The 21719-nt window shown below is 72.9% G+C and carries 17 protein-coding genes and 1 pseudogene; 10 read left to right on the top strand and 8 right to left on the bottom strand.

What is annotated here, in order from left to right:
• Positions 1–4 precede the first annotated feature (4 nt).
• The 3 genes from ACN28A_RS06895 (at position 5) to ACN28A_RS06885 (ending at position 2439) form a co-directional block, all read left to right on the top strand.
• Entirely contained in the window at positions 5–1369 is a 1365-nt protein-coding gene (locus ACN28A_RS06895; protein ID WP_421393435.1) for a Coenzyme F420 hydrogenase/dehydrogenase, beta subunit C-terminal domain, read from the top strand.
• A 126-nt stretch (positions 1370–1495) separates the two neighbouring features.
• Positions 1496–1624 (top strand): hypothetical protein, encoded by a 129-nt coding sequence (locus ACN28A_RS06890; RefSeq protein ID WP_421393434.1) that lies wholly within the window; start codon positions 1496–1498, stop codon positions 1622–1624.
• Positions 1625–1722: 98 nt separating this feature from the next.
• Positions 1723–2439 carry a S1 family peptidase gene (locus ACN28A_RS06885; RefSeq protein ID WP_421393432.1) on the top strand — a complete coding sequence of 239 codons (717 nt, stop codon included), beginning with the start codon at positions 1723–1725 and terminating at the stop codon, positions 2437–2439.
• A 31-nt stretch (positions 2440–2470) separates the two neighbouring features.
• Here ACN28A_RS06885 and ACN28A_RS06880 read toward each other — a convergent pair whose 3' ends face one another.
• The 5 genes from ACN28A_RS06880 to ACN28A_RS06860 all read right to left on the bottom strand — a co-directional run bounded on the left by ACN28A_RS06880 (position 2471) and on the right by ACN28A_RS06860 (position 10650).
• Complete coding sequence (locus tag ACN28A_RS06880; RefSeq protein WP_421393430.1) at positions 2471–3817, bottom strand: hypothetical protein; 1347 nt, start codon at positions 3815–3817, stop codon at positions 2471–2473.
• 392 nt (positions 3818–4209) lie between these two features.
• Positions 4210–5472 (bottom strand): AI-2E family transporter, encoded by a 1263-nt coding sequence (locus ACN28A_RS06875; RefSeq protein ID WP_421393428.1) that lies wholly within the window; start codon positions 5470–5472, stop codon positions 4210–4212.
• Positions 5473–5604: 132 nt separating this feature from the next.
• Positions 5605–7833, bottom strand: a complete 2229-nt coding sequence (locus tag ACN28A_RS06870) for a hypothetical protein (protein ID WP_421393427.1) — start codon at positions 7831–7833, stop codon at positions 5605–5607.
• Between the two features lie 193 nt (positions 7834–8026).
• Positions 8027–9298, bottom strand: a complete 1272-nt coding sequence (locus tag ACN28A_RS06865; protein WP_421393425.1) for a cell division protein DivIVA — start codon at positions 9296–9298, stop codon at positions 8027–8029.
• A gap of 233 nt (positions 9299–9531) precedes the next feature.
• A complete protein-coding gene (locus ACN28A_RS06860; RefSeq protein ID WP_421393423.1) occupies positions 9532–10650 on the bottom strand; it encodes a TIGR03621 family F420-dependent LLM class oxidoreductase in 1119 nt (372 codons plus the stop codon).
• Positions 10651–10897: 247 nt separating this feature from the next.
• Here ACN28A_RS06860 and ACN28A_RS06855 point away from each other — a divergent pair, with 247 nt between their 5' ends.
• Positions 10898–11779: a hypothetical protein gene (locus tag ACN28A_RS06855; RefSeq protein WP_421393421.1), complete on the top strand. Its 882-nt coding sequence runs from the start codon at positions 10898–10900 to the stop codon at positions 11777–11779.
• Positions 11780–11831: 52 nt separating this feature from the next.
• Here ACN28A_RS06855 and mce read toward each other — a convergent pair whose 3' ends face one another.
• The gene (mce, locus tag ACN28A_RS06850; protein ID WP_421393419.1) at positions 11832–12311 is read right to left on the bottom strand and encodes a methylmalonyl-CoA epimerase; all 480 of its coding nucleotides are present in this window, start codon (positions 12309–12311) and stop codon (positions 11832–11834) included.
• A gap of 64 nt (positions 12312–12375) precedes the next feature.
• Here mce and ACN28A_RS06845 point away from each other — a divergent pair, with 64 nt between their 5' ends.
• Together ACN28A_RS06845 and meaB are read left to right on the top strand one after the other, a co-directional pair.
• A complete protein-coding gene (locus ACN28A_RS06845) occupies positions 12376–13575 on the top strand; it encodes an acetyl-CoA C-acetyltransferase (RefSeq protein ID WP_421393418.1) in 1200 nt (399 codons plus the stop codon).
• A 233-nt stretch (positions 13576–13808) separates the two neighbouring features.
• Positions 13809–14753 (top strand): methylmalonyl Co-A mutase-associated GTPase MeaB, encoded by a 945-nt coding sequence (gene meaB / locus ACN28A_RS06840; protein WP_421404203.1) that lies wholly within the window; start codon positions 13809–13811, stop codon positions 14751–14753.
• Between the two features lie 43 nt (positions 14754–14796).
• Here meaB and ACN28A_RS06835 read toward each other — a convergent pair whose 3' ends face one another.
• On the bottom strand, positions 14797–15249 hold the full coding sequence (locus tag ACN28A_RS06835; protein WP_421393416.1) for a DUF2000 family protein: 453 nt from the start codon (positions 15247–15249) through the stop codon (positions 14797–14799).
• A gap of 207 nt (positions 15250–15456) precedes the next feature.
• On the opposite strand from ACN28A_RS06835, the gene ACN28A_RS06830 reads away from it, so the two are divergent.
• The 4 genes and pseudogenes from ACN28A_RS06830 to ACN28A_RS06815 all read left to right on the top strand — a co-directional run.
• Entirely contained in the window at positions 15457–15903 is a 447-nt protein-coding gene (locus ACN28A_RS06830) for an Asp23/Gls24 family envelope stress response protein (RefSeq protein ID WP_421393414.1), read from the top strand.
• Between the two features lie 120 nt (positions 15904–16023).
• Entirely contained in the window at positions 16024–17712 is a 1689-nt protein-coding gene (locus tag ACN28A_RS06825; protein ID WP_421393412.1) for an acyl-CoA mutase large subunit family protein, read from the top strand.
• Between the two features lie 113 nt (positions 17713–17825).
• Complete coding sequence (locus tag ACN28A_RS06820) at positions 17826–18761, top strand: tetratricopeptide repeat protein (RefSeq protein ID WP_421393410.1); 936 nt, start codon at positions 17826–17828, stop codon at positions 18759–18761.
• Between the two features lie 65 nt (positions 18762–18826).
• Positions 18827–19942, top strand: a pseudogene (locus tag ACN28A_RS06815) (arginase family protein); the annotation flags it as partial.
• Positions 19943–20775: 833 nt separating this feature from the next.
• On the opposite strand, the gene ACN28A_RS06810 reads toward ACN28A_RS06815, so the two are convergent.
• Positions 20776–21678: a LysR family transcriptional regulator gene (locus ACN28A_RS06810; RefSeq protein WP_421393409.1), complete on the bottom strand. Its 903-nt coding sequence runs from the start codon at positions 21676–21678 to the stop codon at positions 20776–20778.
• Positions 21679–21719: the final 41 nt, after the last annotated feature.

Here is a 21719-nt window from a genome sequence, read left to right as displayed (position 1 = left end):
GCTGATGGCGCGGCCCCACACCGTGCACGACGTCGCGGCCGGCAGGCTCTGCACCGGGTGCGGGGTCTGCGCCTACCTGGCGCCGGACGAGGTGCGGATGGTCGACGTACTCGACCACGGCCGGCGCCCGCTGCCGATCACCCCGGTCGGGTCCGGTGGGCGGGGCGCCGCCGCCGCGCTGGACTGCTGCCCGGGGGTGCGGCTGGGGCACGGCAGCAGCCGGCCGGCGCCGGGCGAGATCGCCGAGCTGCGCCCGGCCTGGGGACCGGTCCGGGCCCTCTGGGAGGGGTACGCCGCAGACCCGGCCATCCGGCACGCCGGCTCCAGCGGCGGAGTGGCGACCGCCCTGGCCGGACACTGCCTGACCGGCGAGGGGATGGCCGGCGTACTGCACATCGGCGCCCGGCCCGACGTGCCGTACCTGAACGAGACCCGGCTGTCCCGCACCCCGGCCGAGTTGCTCGCGAACGCCGGCTCCCGGTACGCCCCGGCGAGCCCCTGCGACCGGCTCGACCTCGTCGAGGCGGCCGGGGGGCCGTGCGTCTTCGTCGGCAAGCCCTGCGACGTGGCGGCGGTCCGGATGGCCCGGCAGGTCAGGCCGGAACTGGATCGCAGACTCGGGCTCACCATCGCGATCTTCTGCGCCGGTACGCCGACCAGCCGGGGCACCCTGGAGATGCTGGAGCGGCTCGGGGTGACCGACCCGACCCGGCTGGCCTCGGTGCACTACCGGGGTGCCGGCTGGCCCGGTTCGGCCCGGGCCAGGACGGTCGACGACCCACCGGAGCGGCGACGCGAGCTCAGCTACGCCGAGTCGTGGGGCGACATCCTGCAGAAGCACCGGCAGTGGCGCTGCTCGCTCTGCGCCGACCACACCGGCGAGTTCGCCGACGTGGCGGTCGGCGACCCGTGGTACCGGCCGACCGGTGACGACCCCGGGCAGTCCCTGGTGCTGGCCCGGACCGAGCGCGGCGTACGGCTGGTCGAGGCCGCCGTCGCGGCCGGCGTACTGGTGCTGACCCCGGTGGCCCCCGACATCCTGCCCGCCTCACAGCCGAACCTGCTCCGGGCCCGCGGCGCGGTGTGGGGGCGGATCACGACGCTGCGGGCCGCCGGCCTGATGGCGCCCCGGCTGCGGAACCTGCCGATGGCCGGCATCTGGTGGCGGCACCTCTCGATCGTCGAGAAGCTGCGCTCCGTCGTGGGCACCCTGCGCCGGATCCGGACGAAGCGACTGCGGGAGCCGGCGGTGCTGGACCCGTACCGCCCGCCGGCCCGGCCGCGCCCGGCGTCGTCCGTGCCCCCGATCTCGTCCGTCAACCCCACGTCGACAGCGGCGGTGGCGAGACCGGAACGGAGCGCGGGCTGACCGCCCCGGCAGAGCTATCGGCGAGAAACGATCTCCACATGGTACGGTGCCCGCACCGCCCAGTGCGGGCCGTGGGAAGGCACGCGCGCTTCGCCATGCGATCTACCATGAAGAAACGGGGTCTTCATGCGTGTTGCTCGCCGCCTGTCGGCGGTCATCTCGGCGATCGGCCTGCTCAAGTTGGTCCGGTCGGCCAACGCCAACCCGGTGCCGGAAAGCCTGGACTGGATCCACAACGTGATGGCCACCGGCTAGCCACGGTGTCGGACGAGTCAGCTCAGGGCACCGGCTGACCGTGGTTGAGGTACACGTCTCCATGTTCTGTGACCCACTCCGGAAGGACTAGGTTCTCCATGCGAATCACCGGCCGCTGGTTGGCGGTAGTGTCGGCGGCAGCCGTCGTGCTGACGCTGTCGGCGTCGCCGGCGGGGGCCATCGTCGGCGGAGAGGTATCAACCCGTCACGACGGGCTGGCGGTGGTCCGGCACAACGGCAGTGCGGTCTGCTCGGGCGCCATCATCGACAACCACTGGGTTCTCACTGCCCGGCACTGCGTCTATCGAGGCACCGAGCGCGTACCGAACAGCGAGATCTCGGTGCGGGTGAAGAGCTATTCCACGCACGCGAACGGCAGCATCGTCGCCGTGGCGACCTCCCGGGCACGAACCAACCACGACATCGCCCTGCTCAAGTTGGCCGGGTCGGCAAACTCCGAGCCGGTGAACATGGCGACGAAGTCTCCGGCGGTCGGGGCGCCCGTCGTCGCCTATGGTTACGGAGCGACCGCGGACGGCCGGGACATGAGCGCCCTTCTCCGGCGAGCAGAGATGATCGCCACGTCGATAAACGCGGCGGACAACGAGGGTGGCCGAGCCGTCGAAGCCCGCTGGTCCAACGGCACCATCTGCACCGGGGACTCGGGCGGCCCCCTGTTCAAGGTGGTCGACGGAAGTCGGTATCTGGTGGGTATCACATCCGGTACTGTCCATCCCTACTGCTCCGATCGGGCGGTCTTCTCCACCGTGCCGGAGAGCTTGGACTGGATAAACACCGTGATGGACACCGTGTAGTCGAGGACCGGCGCGGGAAGGACGGATCGGGTCAGATCACCGGCTGGCCGTTGTCGAAGTAGACGTTCGTGGGCCGGTCCCAGGTGACCCCGGCCCGGTTCCAGCCGGAGACGACGCCGTACCGGTAGTCACGGCCGTACTTGTTGTTCCTGAACAGGATGTTCGAGCCGACCAGCCGGGGACTGATCCCGATCGAGTAGTTGCCGCCGTTGCAGTAGTTGTCCTCGAAGGTCAGGTTGGTCAGCGACGGCGCGGTCTCCGAGCCGATGGTGAGGCACGAGTTGAACGGGTCCCGGGTCACCGGGTTGTACGACAGCAGCGTGTTGTGCCGGACGACGACGCTGTTCCCGCCGGTGCTCTGCAACACGTCGTTGTGCGAGCCGGCGACCCGGGCCAGACTGTGGATGTACGAGTCGAAGACCCGGGTGTTGCTGGCCAGCCGGGGGCCGTCGATCATGTTGTAGATGTTGGCCCGGCGCAGCGTGTAGTCGTTGCAGCAGATCGAGGCCGAGTTCTTCGCCATGCCGTTGATCTCGACGTCCTGGATCAGCAGGTTGCTCGTCCCCGGCAGCGTCCGGATCGAGTAGGTCGTGCTGCTGCAGGTGATCCGGGAGCGCAGGATCTGCACGTTCGCGGCGGCCACGGTGACGCAGCCGACGATGTTCAGCCCGCTCACCACCTGTCCGGCGGTACGCAGGCTCAGCGATCCGGAGTTGCGCAGCGCCGTACCGGCCGGCACGCCGGTGTTCGTCGGCCCCGGCCAGTACGTGATCGGGGTGGGCGGCGCGGCGGCCGGCGCGTACGGCGGGCGTTCCGCCATCGCCCGGGAGTCGGGATCGGGGGCCGGCGGTGGCACCGACCCGGTCGAGCCCGGCACCCCGCCCCGGTACGGCTTCCCGTCCTGCGCGGACTCGACGATCGTGGCCGGGTTGTCGTCGGTCTGCCGGAACGCCTGGCGGCAGCCGTCGACCCGGACCCGCAACGCCGAGTATCCGCCCGGTACCACACCGTCGGTGCCGGCCGAGGTGCAGCGGATCTCGGTGTCCTCGATCAGGGTGCCCTGCACACCGGGCCGGATCACGATGGCGGCGGCGCCACCGGTGCGTACCTTCACCCGCCGGATGGTCACGTTGTCGGCCGCCACCTCGATCGGGCGGTGCACCGTCTGTCCCCAGAGGACGGAAGCGGGCTGGTCGAGCACCATCGGTTCGGCCCGGACCGGCTGACCCGCGACGGTGAGTACGAGATAGCCGCTGGCGGCGAGGAGCACCGCCGTGACGCCGAAGACCCCGACCAGGACCGCGCGGCGTCGGGCGGGCGGCGCTGGGCGGAGGAGCTTCGCCGGCTCGATCGGAGGTCCGGCGTTGGTGTCGGTCACGGCTACCCCCCACGGGCGCGTCGCACACGGGCGGGGGCCATCGCTCGTGCTCGACGAGGCGCCCACCGCCGGTCCGGCCGCCGCGTCGGCTCCCCCCGAACCGGCGCGCCGAGGCGGTGGTGCACTCTCCCAGCTCAGGAGGGGTGCGGTTCCGATCGCCTCGACCTACTGGCCGTGAGTGAATACTACAAGCCGCACCGAAGCGGCTACTATTCTCGATTCAGACGGATTACGGACACAACCCCCGTCCCCGCCCGCCCCGCCCGTCGGGGGAAGGTCGCACTGTTTGCGGGAAAGAGTGGTCTCGGCGGCGGGCCACGGGCACTCTTTCCGGGATAGAGCACGATCTTGCCCGGCGCACTCCCGCTCGCTCCGCTCGGTGGGGCGGGGGCTCAGCGGTGTTGTTGGCGGGGGAGGACCACCTCGCGGAGCAGGAGTTGGATCGCGGCCACCGCCGGGATGGCGACCAGGGCGCCGATCACTCCGAACAGGGCCACCCCGAGCAGCGCGGCGACGATCGCCGCCACGTCGTTCACCTGCACCGACCGGCGCATCACCCGGGGATAGACGAGGTAGTTCTCCACCTGCTGGTAGACCACGAAGAAGACCACGCAGGCGATCCCGGTCGGCAGGTCGGCGGCGAATCCGACCAGGCTGACCACCACCGCCCCGATGGTGGCGCCGATCTGCGGGATGAGGTCGCAGATCGCCACCACCACGGCGAGCGCGAACGGGTACGCCAGCCCGACGACGACCGCGAAGACGAACGTGCTCACCCCGGCCAGCAGGGCGATCGCGAGCGCACCCACCATGTAGGCGCCGACCTTGGCGAGGATCTCGTCGCCGATCAGGCGTACCCGGTCCCGCCGGGTGGCCGGAACGAGGCCGTAGCCGAGGTCGCGGAGCCGGTCGAAGGTGGCCATGAAGTAGATGGTCAACACGATCACGGTGACGATGTTGAAGACCGCGCCGAAGATGAATCCGGCCGCCCCGAAGACACCGCCGAGCGCCCGGGTGATGTTCTCGGTGGTGGCCGCCGACTCGATCTTGCCCGCCAGGTCGTACTGCTCGATCAGGTCGTTCACGGTGGCGCTGCGCCGCAGTTGACTGACATAGTCGGGCACCTGCCCGATCAGCTCACCGGTCTGGCTGACGATCGGCGGGACCAGCGCGTAGACGGCGCCGGTGAGGACGGCGAGCAGGGTCAGGGTCACCGCCGCCACGGCCAGGCCCCGGGGCAGCCCCCAGTCGCGCAGCCGGACCACCGCCGGGTGCAGCCCGATCGCCAGGAACAGCGCGATGAAGACCAGCACCAGCACCGAGCCGGCGTTGCGGACCGCCAGGAATATCGTGTACGCCAGCAGCACGCCCAGCCCACCGGTGAGTCCGACCAGGAACGGACTGAGCCGCAGCGGCTGACCGGGCCGGCCGAACCGCCCACTCTCCGCCGATCCCGCCGATCCCGCCGATCCCGCCGATCCCGCTGGACCTGCGCCGCCCGGCTCGCCGTTCCCCGGTCCCGTGCCCGGCGGCTCGTCGTGCGCCGGCTCGACCTGTCGGGGCACGCCCGCCTTCGGCTGGGCCGTCGTCGGCTCGGTTGCCGGCGGGGTGGCATCGTGCTGCTCGTCGTGCGTCGATGGCTGCTCGCCGCCCACCCGGACCTCCCGCCGACGGATCGTCTCGGCAGAGGCTAACGGGCGGCGGCAACGTGCGCGACGGCACCGGCCGAGCCGCGTCGGGAACTACTCCGGGTCGTCGGCGACCACTCCGGTCCGAATCGACGGTGACTACTCCGAGTCGACCGAGACCTTCTTCGACTTGGTGCCCTGGTCCTCGACGGTCGGCTTGGCGTTGCGCTTGCCGGAGTCGCCGGTGCTGGTGATCCGGGTCGGCATCGGCTCCCGGCCACCGGTGCCGGGCACCGCCGCCACGGTCGGCTCGCCGTCGATGCCGGCGCCGTCGGCTCCGGCGGTCACCGGCTCGGTAGCCCGGGCCGCCCCGGCCTTGCCGTCGCCGGCCGACCCGGCGTGCAGGTCGGCGGCGACCTGCTCGGCAGCCGCCTCGACGATCTGCTGCATGTCCGCCTCGGCCTGCGCCAACTGCTGCTCGGCCTGCTGCGCCGACTGCTCCGTGCCGGTCAGCCGGTCCTGCTCGCCGGCGAGCTGGGCCTGGGCGGTGGCGAGTTGCCGCTGGATCCGGTCGGACTCCTGACGGGAGGCGACCGTCTCCTGCCGGATGTCGGCGAGTGCCTGCTGGGCCTCGGCGATCTCCTGCATCACCTCGGCCAACTGCTGCCGGCCGGCGGCCGCCTCCTGCTGGGTACCCGCCAGGTGCTGCTGGGTGGTGGCCAGGTGCTGCTGGGCGGTGGCCATGTACTCCTCGAACTGCCGGCGGGACGTGGCCGCCTGCTCGTCCGCCTGCCGCTGCAACTCGGCGAGCCGCTCCTGTGCCTCCCGCCGGACCTGCTCGGCGTGCTCGTCGGCCTCCCGGCGCACCTGCTCGGCGTACTCGTCGGCCTCCTGGCGGACCCGGTCGGCGCCGCCCTCGATCTCCGCCCGGCGGGTCTGGTAGGACTCCTCCAGCTCCGCGCGCCGCTGCTCGAACTGCTCCTCGAGTTCCGCCTGCCGCTGCGCGAACTGCTGCTCCAGCTCGGAGGTGCGCTGGTTGAACTCGCGGTCGGCGCCGGCCCGGTAGGCGGTGAGTTCCTCCTCGAGCGCGGCCCGGCCGGCGGCGAGTTCCTGCTCGGCAGCGCTGCGCTGGGCGGCGATCTCCGACTCGGCGGTGGTGCGGCGCCGGTTCAGCTCCTGCTCGACGCCGGAGCGCCAGGCACCCAGCTCCTGCTGCGTCTCCGCCCGCACCTTCTGGGCGTACTCCTCGACGTCGGCCCGGGACTTGCGGACGTACTCGGCGGTCTCCTCGTTGATCCGGGTCGCCTCCTGCTTGGCCTTGTCGTGCGCCGCCTGCCCGGCCTCGCGGAGCTGGGTCGCCTCGTGCTTGGCCTTCGCGTGCAGCCCTTGGCCGGCCTCGCGCAGCCGGGTGGCCTCCTGCTTGGCCAGCTCGATCACCCGATCGGCCTCCTGGCTGGCCGCGTCGGTGAGCCGCTGCGCCTCCTGCTGGGCCTTGACGTGTGCCGCCTGCCCGGCCTCGCGCAGCCGGGTCGCCTCCTGCTGGGCGGCGTCGCGCAGCCGGTTGGCCTCGTGCTGGGCCGCGTGCCGCAGCCGGGCCGACTCCTGGCGGGCCCGCTCGACCACCTGCTGGCTCTCCCGCTCGGTCCGTTCGGTCAGCTCCCGGGCCTGCTGGTTGGTCAGCTCGGTGAGCCGGGTCGCCTCCTCCTCGGCGGTGTCCCGCAGCTGCTTCGCCTCCTGCACGGCCTTGGCGTGCGCCGCCTGGCTCGCCTCGCGGAGCCGGTTCGCCTCCTCGGCGGCCCGGTTGCGCAGCTCGGAGCCTTCCTGCTTGGCCTTCTCGAAGGCGGCCTGCCCGGCCTCGCGGAGCCTGGTGGCCTCCTCGGCCGCGGCGGCGACGGCGGCGTCCGCCTCCGCCCGGCGGGCCGTGTTGACCTTGTCCTCCTCGGCGCGGCGGGCGGCGAGGGCGAGTTCGAAGTCGCGCAGCGCGTCGGCGGCCTGCTGACGGGCGTCCTCGAGGACCTGCTCCGCCTCGGCCCGCCGGGCCTCGATCTCCTGGATGGTGTCCCGGTGGATGATCTCGGCCTGTTCCTCGGCGAGGGTCAGGATCTGTTCGACCACCGGACCGAGGTGCCGGAACGACGCCCGGTCGACCACGCCGATCTGCCGGCGTACCGAGGCGAGGTCGCGTTGCAGCACCTCGACCTGCCCGGCCAGATTGTGGATCTGGGTGTACGCGTGCTCGCGCTGGGCCGCCAGGGTGGCGATCTCGTTCTCGGCGCGAGCGACGTACCGCTCCACCTGGCCTCTGTCGTAGCCCCGGAAGGCCGGCTCGAAGCTCGGCTCCGTAGCCACGTCCCCGTTCAGGGCGAACAGTTCCTCGCCGTGCGACATGCACCCATCCTCACACGCGGTGGACGGTTCTGCGGCGATACCCGACGGGGCTTATGGGACGAAGCTCACCGCTGGTGACAATGGCCAACCTACCGGATGCGGATGCCGGGCAGCACGCGGGGCCGTACCGGAAGATCCGGTACGGCCCCGGCCGTACCGCTGCCCCGCAGTTCGACCCGCGACCGTGGTCGGGTCAGTTCGTCGCGTCCGCGGGAACCCGCTCCTCCGCCTCGGCCTTTTCCTCGGCGGCGGCGGCCTTCGGCGCCTCGGGCTTGGCTGCCGCCCCGCCCACGCCCGGCACGATCCCGGCCAGCCCGGAGAGCATCTGACCGAGCTGGGAGGTGACGGCGTCCTTCTGCCGGGTGAGGTCCTCGACCTCGCGGCGGGCCGCCTGGGTGGTCAGGTCCGCCTCGGTACGCGCCTCGCTGAGCAGGCGGTGCGCCTCGGCGCGGGCCTCGTTCAGGGTCTTGTCGGCGAGCGCCTTCGCCTTGTCGATCGTCTCGTTGGCGTGCCGCTCCGACTCCACCCGGCGGGCCTCGGCGCGCTGCTCGATCTCCTTGGCGCGATCCTGCGCGGCCCGGGCCCGCTGCTCGGCCTCGGCGACCAGCTTCTGGGTCTGGGCCACCTGGGCGGCGTGCCGCTCCGACTCCTCGCGCTCGGCCTTCTCCCGGCGCTCGGCGAGCTGGAGCTCCAGCGCCTGGAGGTCCTTGTCGCGCTTGTCCCGGGCGTCGGTGAGCAGCTTGGTCGCCTCGGCGCGCTTCTCCTCGGCCTCCCGGGCCGCCTTGGCGCGCTGCTGGGTGATCTCCCGCTCGGCGGTGGCCCGCAGCGTGGCGACCTCCCGCTCGACGGTGGACTTCAGCTCGGCGACCTCGTGCGCGGTGACCGTACGCAGCTGCTTGGTCTCCCGCTCCGCGTCGGCGCGCAGGGTGTCCGCCTCCCGGCGGGCCTGCACCCGGACCTCGGCGGCCTCCCGCTCGGCGGCGGTGCGGACGCTGCCCGCCTCCCGCTCGGCGGAGGCCTTCATCGCGGCGGCCTCGGCGCGCGCCTTGTCGGTGATTTCCCGCGCCTCCAGCCGGGCGGCCGAGAGGATTCCCTCCGACTCGCGCTTGGCCTCACCGCGGTGGTCGTTGGCCTGCTCCTCGGCGAGGCGCAGGATCTGCTCCACCCGGGTGCCCAGGCCGGAGAGGGTCGGGCGGTTGTTCTCCTCGAGTTGCTTGTTGGTGTCGGTGAGCTTCTGCTCGACCGACGCGAGCCGCTGCTCGGCCTGGCGGAGCCGGCGCTGGGCGTCGTTCATCCGCTGCTCGGCCTCGGCGCGGGCCTGCTCGGACTGGTTCAGAGCGGCGTTCAACCGGCCCAGGTGGCTGTTGACCTGCTCACGGTCGTAGCCGCGCAGGGCGACCGTGAAGTCTGGCTGTGAGTTCGCGTTGTCGAAGAACGCGAGAGGGGAGGACTGCTGCTGGGGCATTGGGACATACTTGCAGACTTACCGGGGTGCTTCGCAAGAGCCGTGTCGTACTATCGCGCCCAGTTCACAAGGTCAACTCGACCCGCCGGGCGGCGGTGCCGTTCGCCGCTTCTACTGTGCTCTGACGGCCCTCCCGGCGGTGCCGTCGACTCCGCTCCGGGAAACCGTTGCCACCTCCGGCATCCGGCGCCCACCTCCGGCATCCGGCGCCGCCTCCGGCATCCGGCGCGCGGTCACCGGCCGGCCAGCCGGGCCACGATCGGGGCGGCGGCGTCCAGGTTGCCGCCGAGGTGCAGATAACTGACGCCGTACTCGTCGCGCAGCGCGAGGAGCTTGTCGACGCACTCGGCCACGCTGCCGTGCAGTACCGACGGCGAGCCGGCCAGCGCGGCCGGGTCGACCCGCTCGGCGTGACTGGACGAGGCACGGTGTTCGACACCCCGGTGCCGCACCCGTACGTCGAACATCCGGGCCTGGAACTCCAGCTCGGCCGGATCCCGTCCGGCGGCGGCCGCGGCGTCCCGGGCCCAGGCCACCTTCCCGGCGAAGCGTGCCGGACTCAGCTCGGCCAGCGCGGCCCGCGGGTCGACGTCCGGGGCGAGCCGGGGGTTGATCCCGACGATGTCGGCGCGCCGGCCGGCGAGTTCGAGGATCCGCCGGCTGCCGCCGCCGACCAGCAGCGGCGGATGCGGGCGCTGTACCGGCTCCGGCAGCCCGGCCAGTCCGTCGACCCGGTAGTGCCGGCCGGCGAAGTCGACCGGGCCGCCGCCGAAGAGCCGGAGCATGATCTCGACCGACTCGGCCAGCCGCGCGACGCGTACCCCCGGGGGGTCGAACTGGAGGCCGGCCGCGTCGTGGTCGTCGCGCAGCCAGCCGGCGCCGAGGCCGATCTCCAGCCGGCCGGCGGAGAAGACGTCGAGGTTGGCCAGCGCCCTGTGCAGGAGTACCGGATGCCGGAAGTCGTTGCAGAAGACCAGGCCGAGCAGCCGGAGCCGGGTGGTGGCCTCGGCGGCCACCGTCATCGCCACCAGCGGGTCCATCGACCAGCCGCCGGTGAGGTGGTCGGAGACCGAGACCGAGTCGAAGCCGAGGTCCTCGATCCGGCGGATCTCGTCGCGCCACCGCGCCACCGGCCGGTCCAGACCGGGCATCGCGGCGGTGAACCGGAACGGGCGTACCCGGAGGGCGCCGTCGGCGCCCCGCCCGGCCGGCGCTCCGACGCCCGGGTTCGGCGACGCCGGGAAGGTGGGTGCCGCGCTGTCCGGGGCCGGCGCCGGGATGGCGGACGGTCCGGTTCGCGGGGACGGCGGCGCCGGGGTGGCGGCGGGTGCGCCGGGCTGCGCGGGCGGCATCGGCCGACTCTATGTGCCGGCCCGCGCCCCGGTCGTCGTTCCCGGCCGGGTACCCGAGGCGAAGTCGGATTGTCGACACGGCCGCCGGCCCGACCGGACGGCGCATTCCGGCACCGCCGGCCGGCGCCTACCGTGACCGCTGCGCGGACCCGGCGTGACCCGGAGACCGAACCCGAACGCCGGAGACCTAACACCGAAGACCTAACACCGAAGACAGATCTATCGGGAGCTACCGCAGGAGGCCGCAGTGACGGTGCTGCACTTCGACTCGCCGATGTCCGACGACGAGCGCCGGGCCCGGCTCTTCGCCGGGGACCTGTTCGTCTACTCGCCGACGCCGCACTCCATGGCGCTTGTCGCGTTCGCCCGGCAGATGACCGAGACCGCGTTCGCGCCGTACTTCCCGCCGGAGGCCCAGCACCATCTGGCCGCTCCGGACTACGTGGGGGTGCTGGCCGAGCTGAAGCCGAGCTTCATCAACCATCCGCGCAGCGCCGAACTCGTCCGCGGGGTGCTCTCCGACCTCGGCGCCGACCCGGCGCGGACCTACTTCGACGTGCCCCGGCTGCGCTCGATGACGAGCGAGTACCTCAACGCGGGGCTCACCCTCCAGTTCGAGTCGCACCGGGACACCTGGTTCTCCGCGCCGATGTGCCAGCTCAACTTCTGGATCCCGGTGTACGAGGTGACCGAGGCGAACGTGATGGCCTTCCACCCCGGCTACTTCGGCACCGGGGTGCGGAACACTTCGCGGCACTACAACTACGCGCAGTGGGTGGCGCACGGGCGGAGCGCCGCCGCCGCGCAGGTGCACGCCGAGACCCGCGAGCAGCCCCGGCTGGAGCAGGAGCTCTCCGGTGAACCCGATCTGCGGGTGCTCACCCCGCCCGGCGGGGTGCTGCTCTTCTCCGGTGCCCAGTTGCACGCCACCGTGCCGAACACCTCCGGCCGGACCCGGTTCTCCGTCGACTTCCGGGCGGTCAACCTGTCCGACGTGCGGACCCGGGCCGGTGCCCGGAACGTCGACTCGGAGTGCACCGGCACCACCCTCGGCGACTTCCGCCGGGCCACCGACCTGGCCCCACTCCCGGCCGACCTGGTGGAGTCGTACGACACCGTGCCGGCCTGACCCGGGTGTCAGGAGGGTCCCGCTACAGGAGGCGATAACGGGGGACCCTTCCTTACACCCCGTCGGCGGCGGGTTCGACCAGTTCCACGAGTACGCCGCCGGTGTCCCGGGGATGCACGAAGTTGACCCGGGAGCCGGCGGTACCGCGTTTCGGCGTCTCGTAGAGCACCCGTACGCCCCGGTCGCGCAGCGCCGTGCCGGCGGCGTCGACGTCGGCCACCCGGTACGCCACCTGCTGCACCCCGGGCCCGCTGCGGTCCAGGAACTTCGCGATCGTGGAGTCCGGGGTCAGCGGGGCGAGCAACTGCACGAAGCCGCCGTCGGACGTCGGGCCGACCTGGAGCATCGCCTCCCGGACCCCCTGCTCGGAGTTGGTCTCGGTGTGCACGCAGCGCATCCCGAAGACCCGCTGGTAGAACTCGATTCCGTTGTCGAGGTCGGCGACCGCCACCCCGACGTGATCGATGCCCAGCAGGCCGATGCCTGTGAGATAGTCGGCAGCGGGGCCGCCCGGGTTGTCGTCGTCGTCCACCAGGCTAGTCTGACCTAACCGACGTTAAGGCGCTCCGCCAGGTCCCCCGGAGGCGACAGTTCCCATGGCATCCGTGATCGTCAATGGCGCCCGTACCCCGATGGGTCGGCTGCTCGGCAACCTCAAGGACTTCCCGGCGACGAAGCTCGGCGGGATCGCCATCCGCGGCGCCCTGGAGCGCTCCGGCGTCCCCGCCGACCAGGTGCAGTACGTGATCATGGGGCAGGTGCTCCAGGCCGGCGCCGGGCAGATCCCGGCCCGGCAGGCGGCGGTGGAGGCGGGCATCCCGATGTCCGTACCGGCGCTGACGATCAACAAGGTCTGCCTCTCCGGCCTGGACGCGATCGCCCTGGCCGACCAGCTCATCCGGGCCGGCGAGTTCGACATCGTGGTGGCCGGCGGGATGGAGTCGATGACGAACGCCCCGCACCTGCTGCTCGGCCAGCGGGCCGGCTACAAGTACGGCGACGTGACCGTGAAGGACCACATGGCACTGGACGGCCTCACCGACGCGTGGGACTGCTGCGCGATGGGCGAGTCCACCGAGCGGCACAACGCCCGGCACGGGATCGGCCGGGCCGAGCAGGACGCCTTCGCCGCCGCCAGCCACCAGCGGGCCGCCGCCGCGCAGAAGAACGGCGCCTTCGCCGAGGAGATCGTCCCGGTGACGGTGCCGCAGCGCAAGGGTGATCCGCTGGTGATCGACGAGGACGAGGGCGTACGCCCGGACACCACCGCCGAGTCGCTGGCCCGGCTCCGCCCGGCTTTCACCCCGGACGGGACGATCACCGCCGGCAGTTCCTCGCCGATCTCCGACGGCGCCTGCGCGGTACTGGTGATGAGCAGGGCGAAGGCCGAGGAGCTGGGGCTGACCTGGTTGGCCGAGATCGGCCCGCACGGCAACGTGGCGGGCCCGGACAACTCGCTGCACTCGCAGCCGGCGAACGCCATCGGGCACGCGCTGCGCAAGGCCGGGCTGACCGTCGGCGACCTCGACCTGATCGAGATCAACGAGGCGTTCGCGCAGGTGGGCATCAAGTCGACCCGGGATCTCGGTGTCTCCGACGAGATCGTCAACGTCAACGGCGGTGCGATAGCGCTCGGCCACCCGATCGGGATGTCCGGCGCCCGCCTGGTGCTCACCCTGGCGATGGAACTGCGCCGCCGGGGCGGCGGTACCGGCGCGGCGGCGCTCTGCGGCGGCGGCGGGCAGGGCGACGCGCTGATCCTGCGCGTGCCGGGACAGGCCGGCGGGCGGGAGTGACCTCCGGCTCGGCCGCCGACCGGCCCGCAGCAGGGTCGGCCGGCCCGGATCGCACGTCCGGCCCGGATCGCACGTCCGGCCCGGATCGCACGTCCGGCCCGGATCGCACGTCCGGCCCGGATCGTGCGGCCGGCCCGGATCGTGCGGCCGGCCCGGGGCAGGCGCCGCCGGAGCGAGCGGCGGCCCGGTCCGCCCGGGCGGGCGGGTCGGTGCGGCGCAGCCGGGACGTGCCGATGCTCGTCGAGCTGGCCCGGGACGGCGATCCCCGGGCGGTCGCCCGGCTGGTCACCCTGGTCGAGTCCGGTGACGAGCTGCTGCCGCAGGTCGCGGCGGCGCTCGCCCCGCACACCGGGCGGGCCCAGGTGATCGGGCTGACCGGTTCGCCGGGGGTGGGCAAGTCGACCACCACCAACGAACTCGTCCGGGCGCTGCGGGCCCGGGACCACCGGGTCGGGGTGCTCGCGGTGGACCCGTCCAGCCCGTTCACCGGCGGGGCGATCCTCGGCGACCGGGTCCGGATGCAGGACCACGCCACCGACCCCGGCGTCTACATCCGGTCGATGTCCAGCCGGGGACACCTGGGCGGGCTGGCGGCGGCCACCCCGCAGGCGGTCCGGGTGCTGGAGGGGGCCGGCTGCGACGTCGTACTCGTGGAGACCGTCGGGGTCGGCCAGGCCGAGGTGGAGGTCGCCTCGCTTGCCGACAGCACAGTGGTGCTGCTGGCCCCGGGGATGGGTGACGCGATCCAGGCGGTCAAGGCCGGCATCCTGGAGGTCGCCGACGTCTTCGTGGTCAACAAGGCCGACCGGGACGGCGCCGACGCCACCGTGCGGGACATCAACGGCATGATCGCGCTGGGCGAGCGCGGTCCCGGGCAGTGGCGGCCCCGGGTGGTGCGTGCGGTGGCGGCCCGGGGCGAGGGGATCGACGACCTGGTCACGGCGGTGGAGAAGCACCGCGGCTGGCTGGTCGAGCACGGCGAGCTGCGCCGCCGCCGCGAGGCACGCGCCGCCGCCGAGGTCGAGGCGATCGCGCTCGGCACCCTCCGGAGCCGGATCGGCTCGCTGCGCGCGGGTACGTCCCTCGCGGCGCTCGCCGCCCGGGTGGCCGACGGCGGGCTCGACCCGTACGCCGCAGCCGACGAGCTGCTCGACCAGCTCGGCCGTTCCGCCGGCTGAGTCACCGGCTCCCGTTGCACCGGCTGGGTCACCCGTTCCCGGTTCACGGGTGCAGGGCGGCGCCCCTGAACACCTTGTCGACGGCGTTGCGCGGCCCGTGCACGGCCAGCCCCACCAGGTCGAGCCGGTCCCGGCCGACCGCCGCGACGGCGGCCCGGTTGTCCCGGTCGTTGCCGGTGCCGAAGAGCTGCTCGGTGAAGATGGCGACCCGCATCTCCCGCTCGACGGCCCGGCGGTGTGCCCCGACCAGTACCTCCCGGGTGCCGGTGAAGACCAGCACCGGCTGGCGGAACATCGGCAGGTAGCGGGTGCCGTCGGCGTCGAGGTAGTCGGCGCCGAGCAGTTCCGGCTCCGCTCCGGCGACGCCGCTGGTCAGGAACGCCGTCACGTTGAGCCGTTGCCAGCCGGCCAGGTCGTCCCGGAGCAGGATTGCGATCTTGGTGTCGAAGCGGACCCGGCCCGGCTCCGGTCCGGCGGTCGGCACGGCTGCGGTCATGGCGGATCCTCCTTGCTCGATGGTCGCCAGCGATCCTGGCCCGTCCCCGGCGGCACGGTCTTGTACGTTCCTTGCGCCACGGGCCCGTGCCGGTCCTCGCCCGCCGGTGGATGTGTCATTTCCACCGCTGGTTGCCGGCGGCCGATAGGCTCCGTCAACGCCGACGGCGCCGTGCGGGCCGTCGAGACCAGGGGAGAGAGACGAAGGATGACCGAGGTTCAGAACGATTCCGGCCAGGCTCCGGAGACGGCTGCGGCGGCGCCCGTTGCGGCGGCCCCCGCTGCGGCCCCGAGGGGCGGCACCGAAGTGTCCGAAGAGGTCGTCGAGAAGATCGCCGGTACCGCGGCCCGCTCGGTGCCCGGTGTCGCCGATCTCGGTGGCGACGTCGCCCGGTTCTTCAACACCGTGCTGGACAGGGTCGGCCTGGACGAGGTGGGTGACGCGGGGCGGGGCGTCTCGGCCGAGGTGAAGGGGACCAGCGCCACGATCAGGATCGTGCTGGTGATCGCCGCCGGGCACGTCGTGCAGGAGGTGACCGAGGCGGTCCGGGCCAGCGTCGTCGAGGCGGTGGAGAAGTACGGCCTGACGGTCACCGAGGTGAACGTCAAGGTCGACGACATCGAGCTGAACGCACCGCCGGCCGCCGGGGCCTGACCCGGGTTGGGAAGGGCCCCCGGCAAGACCGCGAGGTGATCCGCGGGGCCCTACCTTAGCGATCGTTCAGGGTTCCCCTCTACACTCGGGCGCAGTCGAGGAGTGAGGAGGCCCGCTGCGATGAACGCCGAGGAGATCGCCGCCGGTAGGGCACGCTGGCAGGCCAGGTACGACGCGGCGCGCAAGCGGGAGGCGGACTTCACCACCCTCTCCGGGATGTCCGTCGAGCCCGTCTACGGCCCACCCGAGGGGACCGCCGACCCGCGTTTCGGCCGGATCGGCTGGCCGGGCGAGTACCCGTACACCCGGGGGTTGTACCCGACCGGCTACCGGGGGCGGACCTGGACGATCCGGCAGTTCGCGGGTTTCGGCAACGCCCGGCAGACGAACGAGCGCTACCGGATGATCCTCGGCGCGGGCGGCGGCGGCCTCTCCGTCGCCTTCGACATGCCCACCCTGATGGGCCGGGACTCTGACGACCCGCAGGCGCTCGGCGAGGTCGGGCACTGCGGCGTGGCCGTCGACTCGGCCGCCGACATGGAGGTGCTCTTCGACGGCATCGACCTGGCCGCAGTCACCACCTCGATGACCATCTCCGGCCCGGCGGTGCCGGTCTTCTGCATGTACCTGGTGGCCGCCGAGCGGCAGGGCGCGGACATCGCCACCCTGGACGGCACCCTGCAGACGGACATCTTCAAGGAGTACATCGCGCAGAAGGAGTGGCTCTTCGACCCCGAGCCGCACCTGCGGCTGATCGGCGACCTGATGGAGTACTGCGACCGGGAGATCCCGCGCTACAAGCCGCTGTCGGTCTCCGGTTACCACATCCGGGAGGCCGGCTCGACCGCCGCGCAGGAGCTGGCGTACACCCTGGCGGACGGGTTCGGCTACGTCGAGCTGGGACTGTCCCGGGGCCTCGACGTCAACCGCTTCGCCCCGGGGCTGAGCTTCTTCTTCGACTCGCACGTCGACTTCTTCGAGGAGATCGCCAAGTTCCGGGCGGCCCGCCGGATCTGGGCCCGCTGGCTGCGCGAGGTGTACGGCGCCACCGACCCCCGGGCACTCTGGCTGCGCTTCCACACCCAGACCGCCGGGGTCTCGCTGACCGCGCAGCAGCCGGTGAACAACGTGGTGCGTACCGCCGTGGAGGCGCTGGCGGCGGTGCTCGGCGGCACCAACTCGCTGCACACCAACGCGCTGGACGAGACCCTGGCGCTGCCCACCGACTCCTCGGCGGAGATCGCCCTGCGTACCCAGCAGGTGCTGATGGAGGAGACCGGTGTCGTGAACGTGGCCGACCCGCTCGGCGGCTCCTGGTACGTGGAGGCGCTGACCGACAAGATCGAGGCGGAGGCGGAGGCGATCTTCGCCCGGATCCGGCAGCTCGGTGGCGACGGCCCGCACCAGATCGGCCCGATGACCTCCGGCATCCTGCGCGGCATCGAGGACGGCTGGTTCACCGGCCAGATCGCCGAGTCGGCCTTCGCCTACCAGCAGGCGCTGGAGAAGGGCGACAAGAAGATCGTCGGGGTGAACTGCCACACCGGCACGGTCGCCAAGGAGCTGGAGATCCTGCGGGTCTCGCACGAGGTGGAGCTGGAGCAGCGGCGGGCGCTGGCCGAGCGCAAGGCCGGCCGGGACGCCGCCGAGGTGACCGCGGCGCTGGCCCGGATGGTGCAGGTCGCCCGTACCGACGGGAACCTGATCCCGCCGATGCTGGCCGCCGTACGCGCCGAGGCCACCCTCGGGGAGATCTGCGACGCGCTGCGCGCCGAGTGGGGCGTCTACCGCGAGCCGGCCCGGTTCTGAAAGCCGCGACCGGTGCCGGATCGGTGGGCGCGGTCGGGGTACCCGGGCCGGCGAGGTGTCGGGCAGTGGCGGTTCGCTGGGGTTCGTGGCCTCGCGTGCGAGACTAGGGAACCATGAGCGACCCACGGATCACCTCGTCGATCTTCACCCGCGGCGCGGTCGACCTCGGCGCGCTGCGCGCCGCACAGACACCCGCGAAGCCGGCGGCCCCAGCCACCCCGCCGGGCGGCCCCGGCATCCCCGGAACACCCCCGGGCACCCCTGTGGGGGGCGGCGGTGGAGTAGCGGTGATCGACGTCACCGAAGCGACGTTCCAGTCCGAGGTGCTGGAACGCTCCCTCACCACCCCGGTGGTGATCGACTTCTGGGCCGAGTGGTGCGAGCCCTGCAAACAGCTCTCTCCGGTGCTGGAACGGCTGGCCGTCGAGGGCGGCGGTGCCTGGATCCTCGCCAAGGTCGACGTCGACGCCAACCAGCGGCTCGCGCAGATGTTCCGGGTGCAGAGCATCCCGATGGTCTACGCGGTGGTGGGCGGCCAGCCGGTCGACGCCTTCGCCGGAGTGGTGCCCGAGGCCCAGCTGCGGCAGTGGATCGGCGCCGTGCTCAAGGCCGGCGGCGTGTCGGTGGAGGCGCCGGAGGATCCCCGGCTCAGCGAGGCGGACGAGGCGCTGATCAGCGGCGACCTGGACACCGCGGAGCGGGCGTACAAGAAGATCCTTTCGGACGCACCGGCGGACGCGGCGGCCGAGGCCGGGCTGGCGCACGTCGCGCTGGCCCGCCGGGTGAGCGGTGCGGACCCGGCGGCGGCACTGGCCGCGGCGGAGTCGGCGCCGGACGACGTACCGGCACAGTTGCTCGCCGCCGACATCGAAGTGCTCAGCGGTCAGGCCGAGCAGGCGTACGCCCGGCTGGTCGAGCTGGTCCGTCGGACGGCCGGGGATGACCGGGAGGCCGCCCGGCAACACCTGGTGTCCCTGTTCACCATCGCCGGTCCGGACGATCCTGCGGTGGCCGGCGCCCGGAGGGCCCTCTCGCGTGCGCTCTTCTAGACAATAGGCAGTACGACCAGCGCGCGTGCCGGCCTGGCAGCCGCGATACCGGACGGGAGCACAGTATGCGCCGGATCGCCGTCCTGGACGCCCCGTCCAACCTGGGCCTGCGCCCGCCGACTCCCACGTCGGTGCCGGGCTGTGCCAAGGCACCGGGCGCGCTGCGCGACCACGACCTGGTCGACCGGCTCGCCGCCCGGGACGCCGGCTGTCTCACCCCGCCCCGGTACGACCCGGGCGACTGGCGTCCCGGGGACGGGGTGTGTCACGCCGGCTCGATCGCGCGCTACTCGATGGAGCTGGCCGACCGGATCGGCAACATCATCGACCAGGGCGAGTTCCCGCTGGTGCTCGGCGGGGACTGCTCGGTCCTGCTCGGCTCGGCGCTCGCCATGCACCGGCTCGGCGAGGCGGTCGGCGGCCGGATCGGGCTGGTCTTCGTGGACGGCCACTCCGACTTCCGGCATCCGGGCAACGCCTCTTACGTCGGTGCGGCGGCCGGCGAGGACCTGGCCCTGGTCACCGGCCGGGGCCAGGCCGACCTGGCGGCGATCGAGGGGCGCCGGCCGTACTTCCGGGACATCGACGTGGTGGTGCTCGGCATTCGCGCACACGACGAGTACCGGCTCGACCTCCAGGCGGCCGGCATCGTCACCCGACCGGTGCCGGCACTACGGGTCGAGGGGGCGGCCCGGACCGCCCAGTGGGCACACGACCAGCTGACCGACTGCGCCGGCTACTGGGTGCACGTCGACGTGGACGTACTCGATCCGGCGGTGATGCCGGCGGTGGACGCCCCGGACCCGGGCGGGATCGCCTTCGCCGAGCTGGAGCTGCTGCTGGCCGGGCTGGTCGACACCCCGCACTGCCTGGGAGTGGAGATCACCGTCTTCGACCCCGACTACGACCCGGAGGGCGCCTACGCGGCCGAGATCGTCGACACCCTGGTCGCCGGCCTGGCCCCGGTCGCCGCACCGGAGGCGGTCCCGCCCCGGCTGGCTCCGGGCCGGCCGCCGGGCCCGGAGCAGCGGCCAGCCGTTCCCGGCCCCCGCACGGTCCCACCCGACGTGCCGGTGGCACCGCCCAGGCAGTCGACGGTGCCACCGACCGGCGTACCGGTTGGGCCGGTTGGGCCGGTTGGGCCGGTGGTGGCTGGATCGGTCGGTTCGGCGGTGGTCGGGTCGGCCGGGTCGGTGGTGGGCGGGCCGGCTGTCAACGGCGTCCGGTTCGGGATACCCGACCTGTCCGCCCGCTGGTCGGAGCCGGTCGGTCCGCCCGCATCGGCTGGTCCGGGTCGGCTTCGCCGCACCCCGTCACTTCCGGCCGAGGAATCTGAGCCGGTCGGCCCGCCTGCGGCGGCCGGCCCGGGTCGGCTTCGCCGCGACCCGCCGCCGCCGGCTGAGGAACCGGCCGCCGATGCCGTGCGGCCCACCCGTCCCGCCGACGCGGAGCCCGCCGAGGGGTCGACAGTGGCGCCGGCCCGGAACGCCGAGCCGGGGTCGGCGGACATCGCCTGAACCTCGTCGCATCCGCTCGACCTGTCCTGCCGATCGACCGACGTCTGGCCGCCGGTCGACTGTCCCGTCGGCTGTCCCGTCGGCCCGTCCACCGGCTCGGCCCGTCCACCGGCTCGGCCTGCTCTCCGGCTCGGCCTGCTCTCCGGCTCGGCCTGCTCTCCGGCTCGGCCTGCTCTCCGGCTCGGCCCGTTCGGGGCGAAGCCTCGATCGCGAGACTGTCGAGCTGGGTGCATAGATGGGACACCTGGCGCGCCGAGGCGTGGTCGGCATCGGTGTGACCTGACTCGTGGGCGCACGAACGGGGCAGCTCGACAGTCTCGGCGCGAGACCCATGCGGCCCGCTGCCCCACCTACCGGCGCGAGCGCCCTGTGCTGCCCGCCGCGTCACCACGGCGCGCGAGACGCATGGGCGTCCGTGACGCATGGGCGTCCGTGACGCATGGACCTCCGCCGCGAGACCGCAGCATCAGCCAATGCCGTCAGTCCGGCCGTTCCGGCTAACCGGCGTGGGTCAGGTCGATGGTCGTGGCCAGTTCGGTGACCACGTCGAGCAGGTTCCGCAGTACCGGCTTCGGCGCGGCCGGCTCCCAGGCCACCACGGTCTCCGCCCGCTCGTCGACCAGCGGCACGAACACCACCCCGGTCCGGCGCAGGCTCCGCGCCGAACTGGCCAGCCGGGACACGCCTAGCCCGGCGGCGACCAGCCCCAGCAGGTGTGGCACGCCGGTGGCCCGGGCCCGCACGTCCGGCGTGAACCCGGCACGGTGGAAGTCCCGGTCGTACTTGCGGTGCCAGGGTGGCCAGGATTCGGGGGCGGTGAGCACCCATGGTTCGCCCGCGAGGTCGCGCAGCCGCAGCTCGGACCGGTCCGCGAGCCGGTGTCCGCTGGGCAGCACGGCGCAGACGGGTTCGGTGACGAGGGTACGGGTGGCCAGGTCGTCCACCAGCGGTGGGCGGGTGAAGGCGGCGTCGTACCGGCGCTCGCGCAGGCCGGTCACCAGCTGGGCGATGCCGACATCCTCGGTGTGCAGTTCGACAGCGGGGAAGCGTTCCCGGAAGGCGCGGACCACCGGCGGCAGCATGTAGTTGGCGGTCGAGACCAGGAAGGCGAGGCTGAGCCGGCCGATCTCGCCGCGGACCGCCCGCCCGACGGTGCCGACCGCCTCGTCGGCGCGGGCCAGCACGGCGCGCGCCTCCGGCAGGAACACCTGGCCGATCTCGGTGAGCCGGGTGCCCCGGGTGTCCCGGTCGAACAGCCGCACGCCGAGCGACCGTTCCAGCACGGCGACCTGCTGCGACAGCGACTGCTGGGCGACCCGCAGCACGACCGCCGCCCGGGTGAAGCTGCGGTGCTCGGCCACCGCGACGAAGTACCGCAGGTGCCGCAGCTCGGGGGTCACAGGCTATGACTGTAGCGGCTGCTGGAAATGTGTGTTGGCGA

It is taken from the genome of Plantactinospora sp. WMMB782, assembly GCF_049179135.1.
Classification (GTDB): Bacteria; Actinomycetota; Actinomycetes; order Mycobacteriales; family Micromonosporaceae; genus Plantactinospora.
This window is presented reverse-complemented; position numbering and strand designations above follow the sequence as displayed.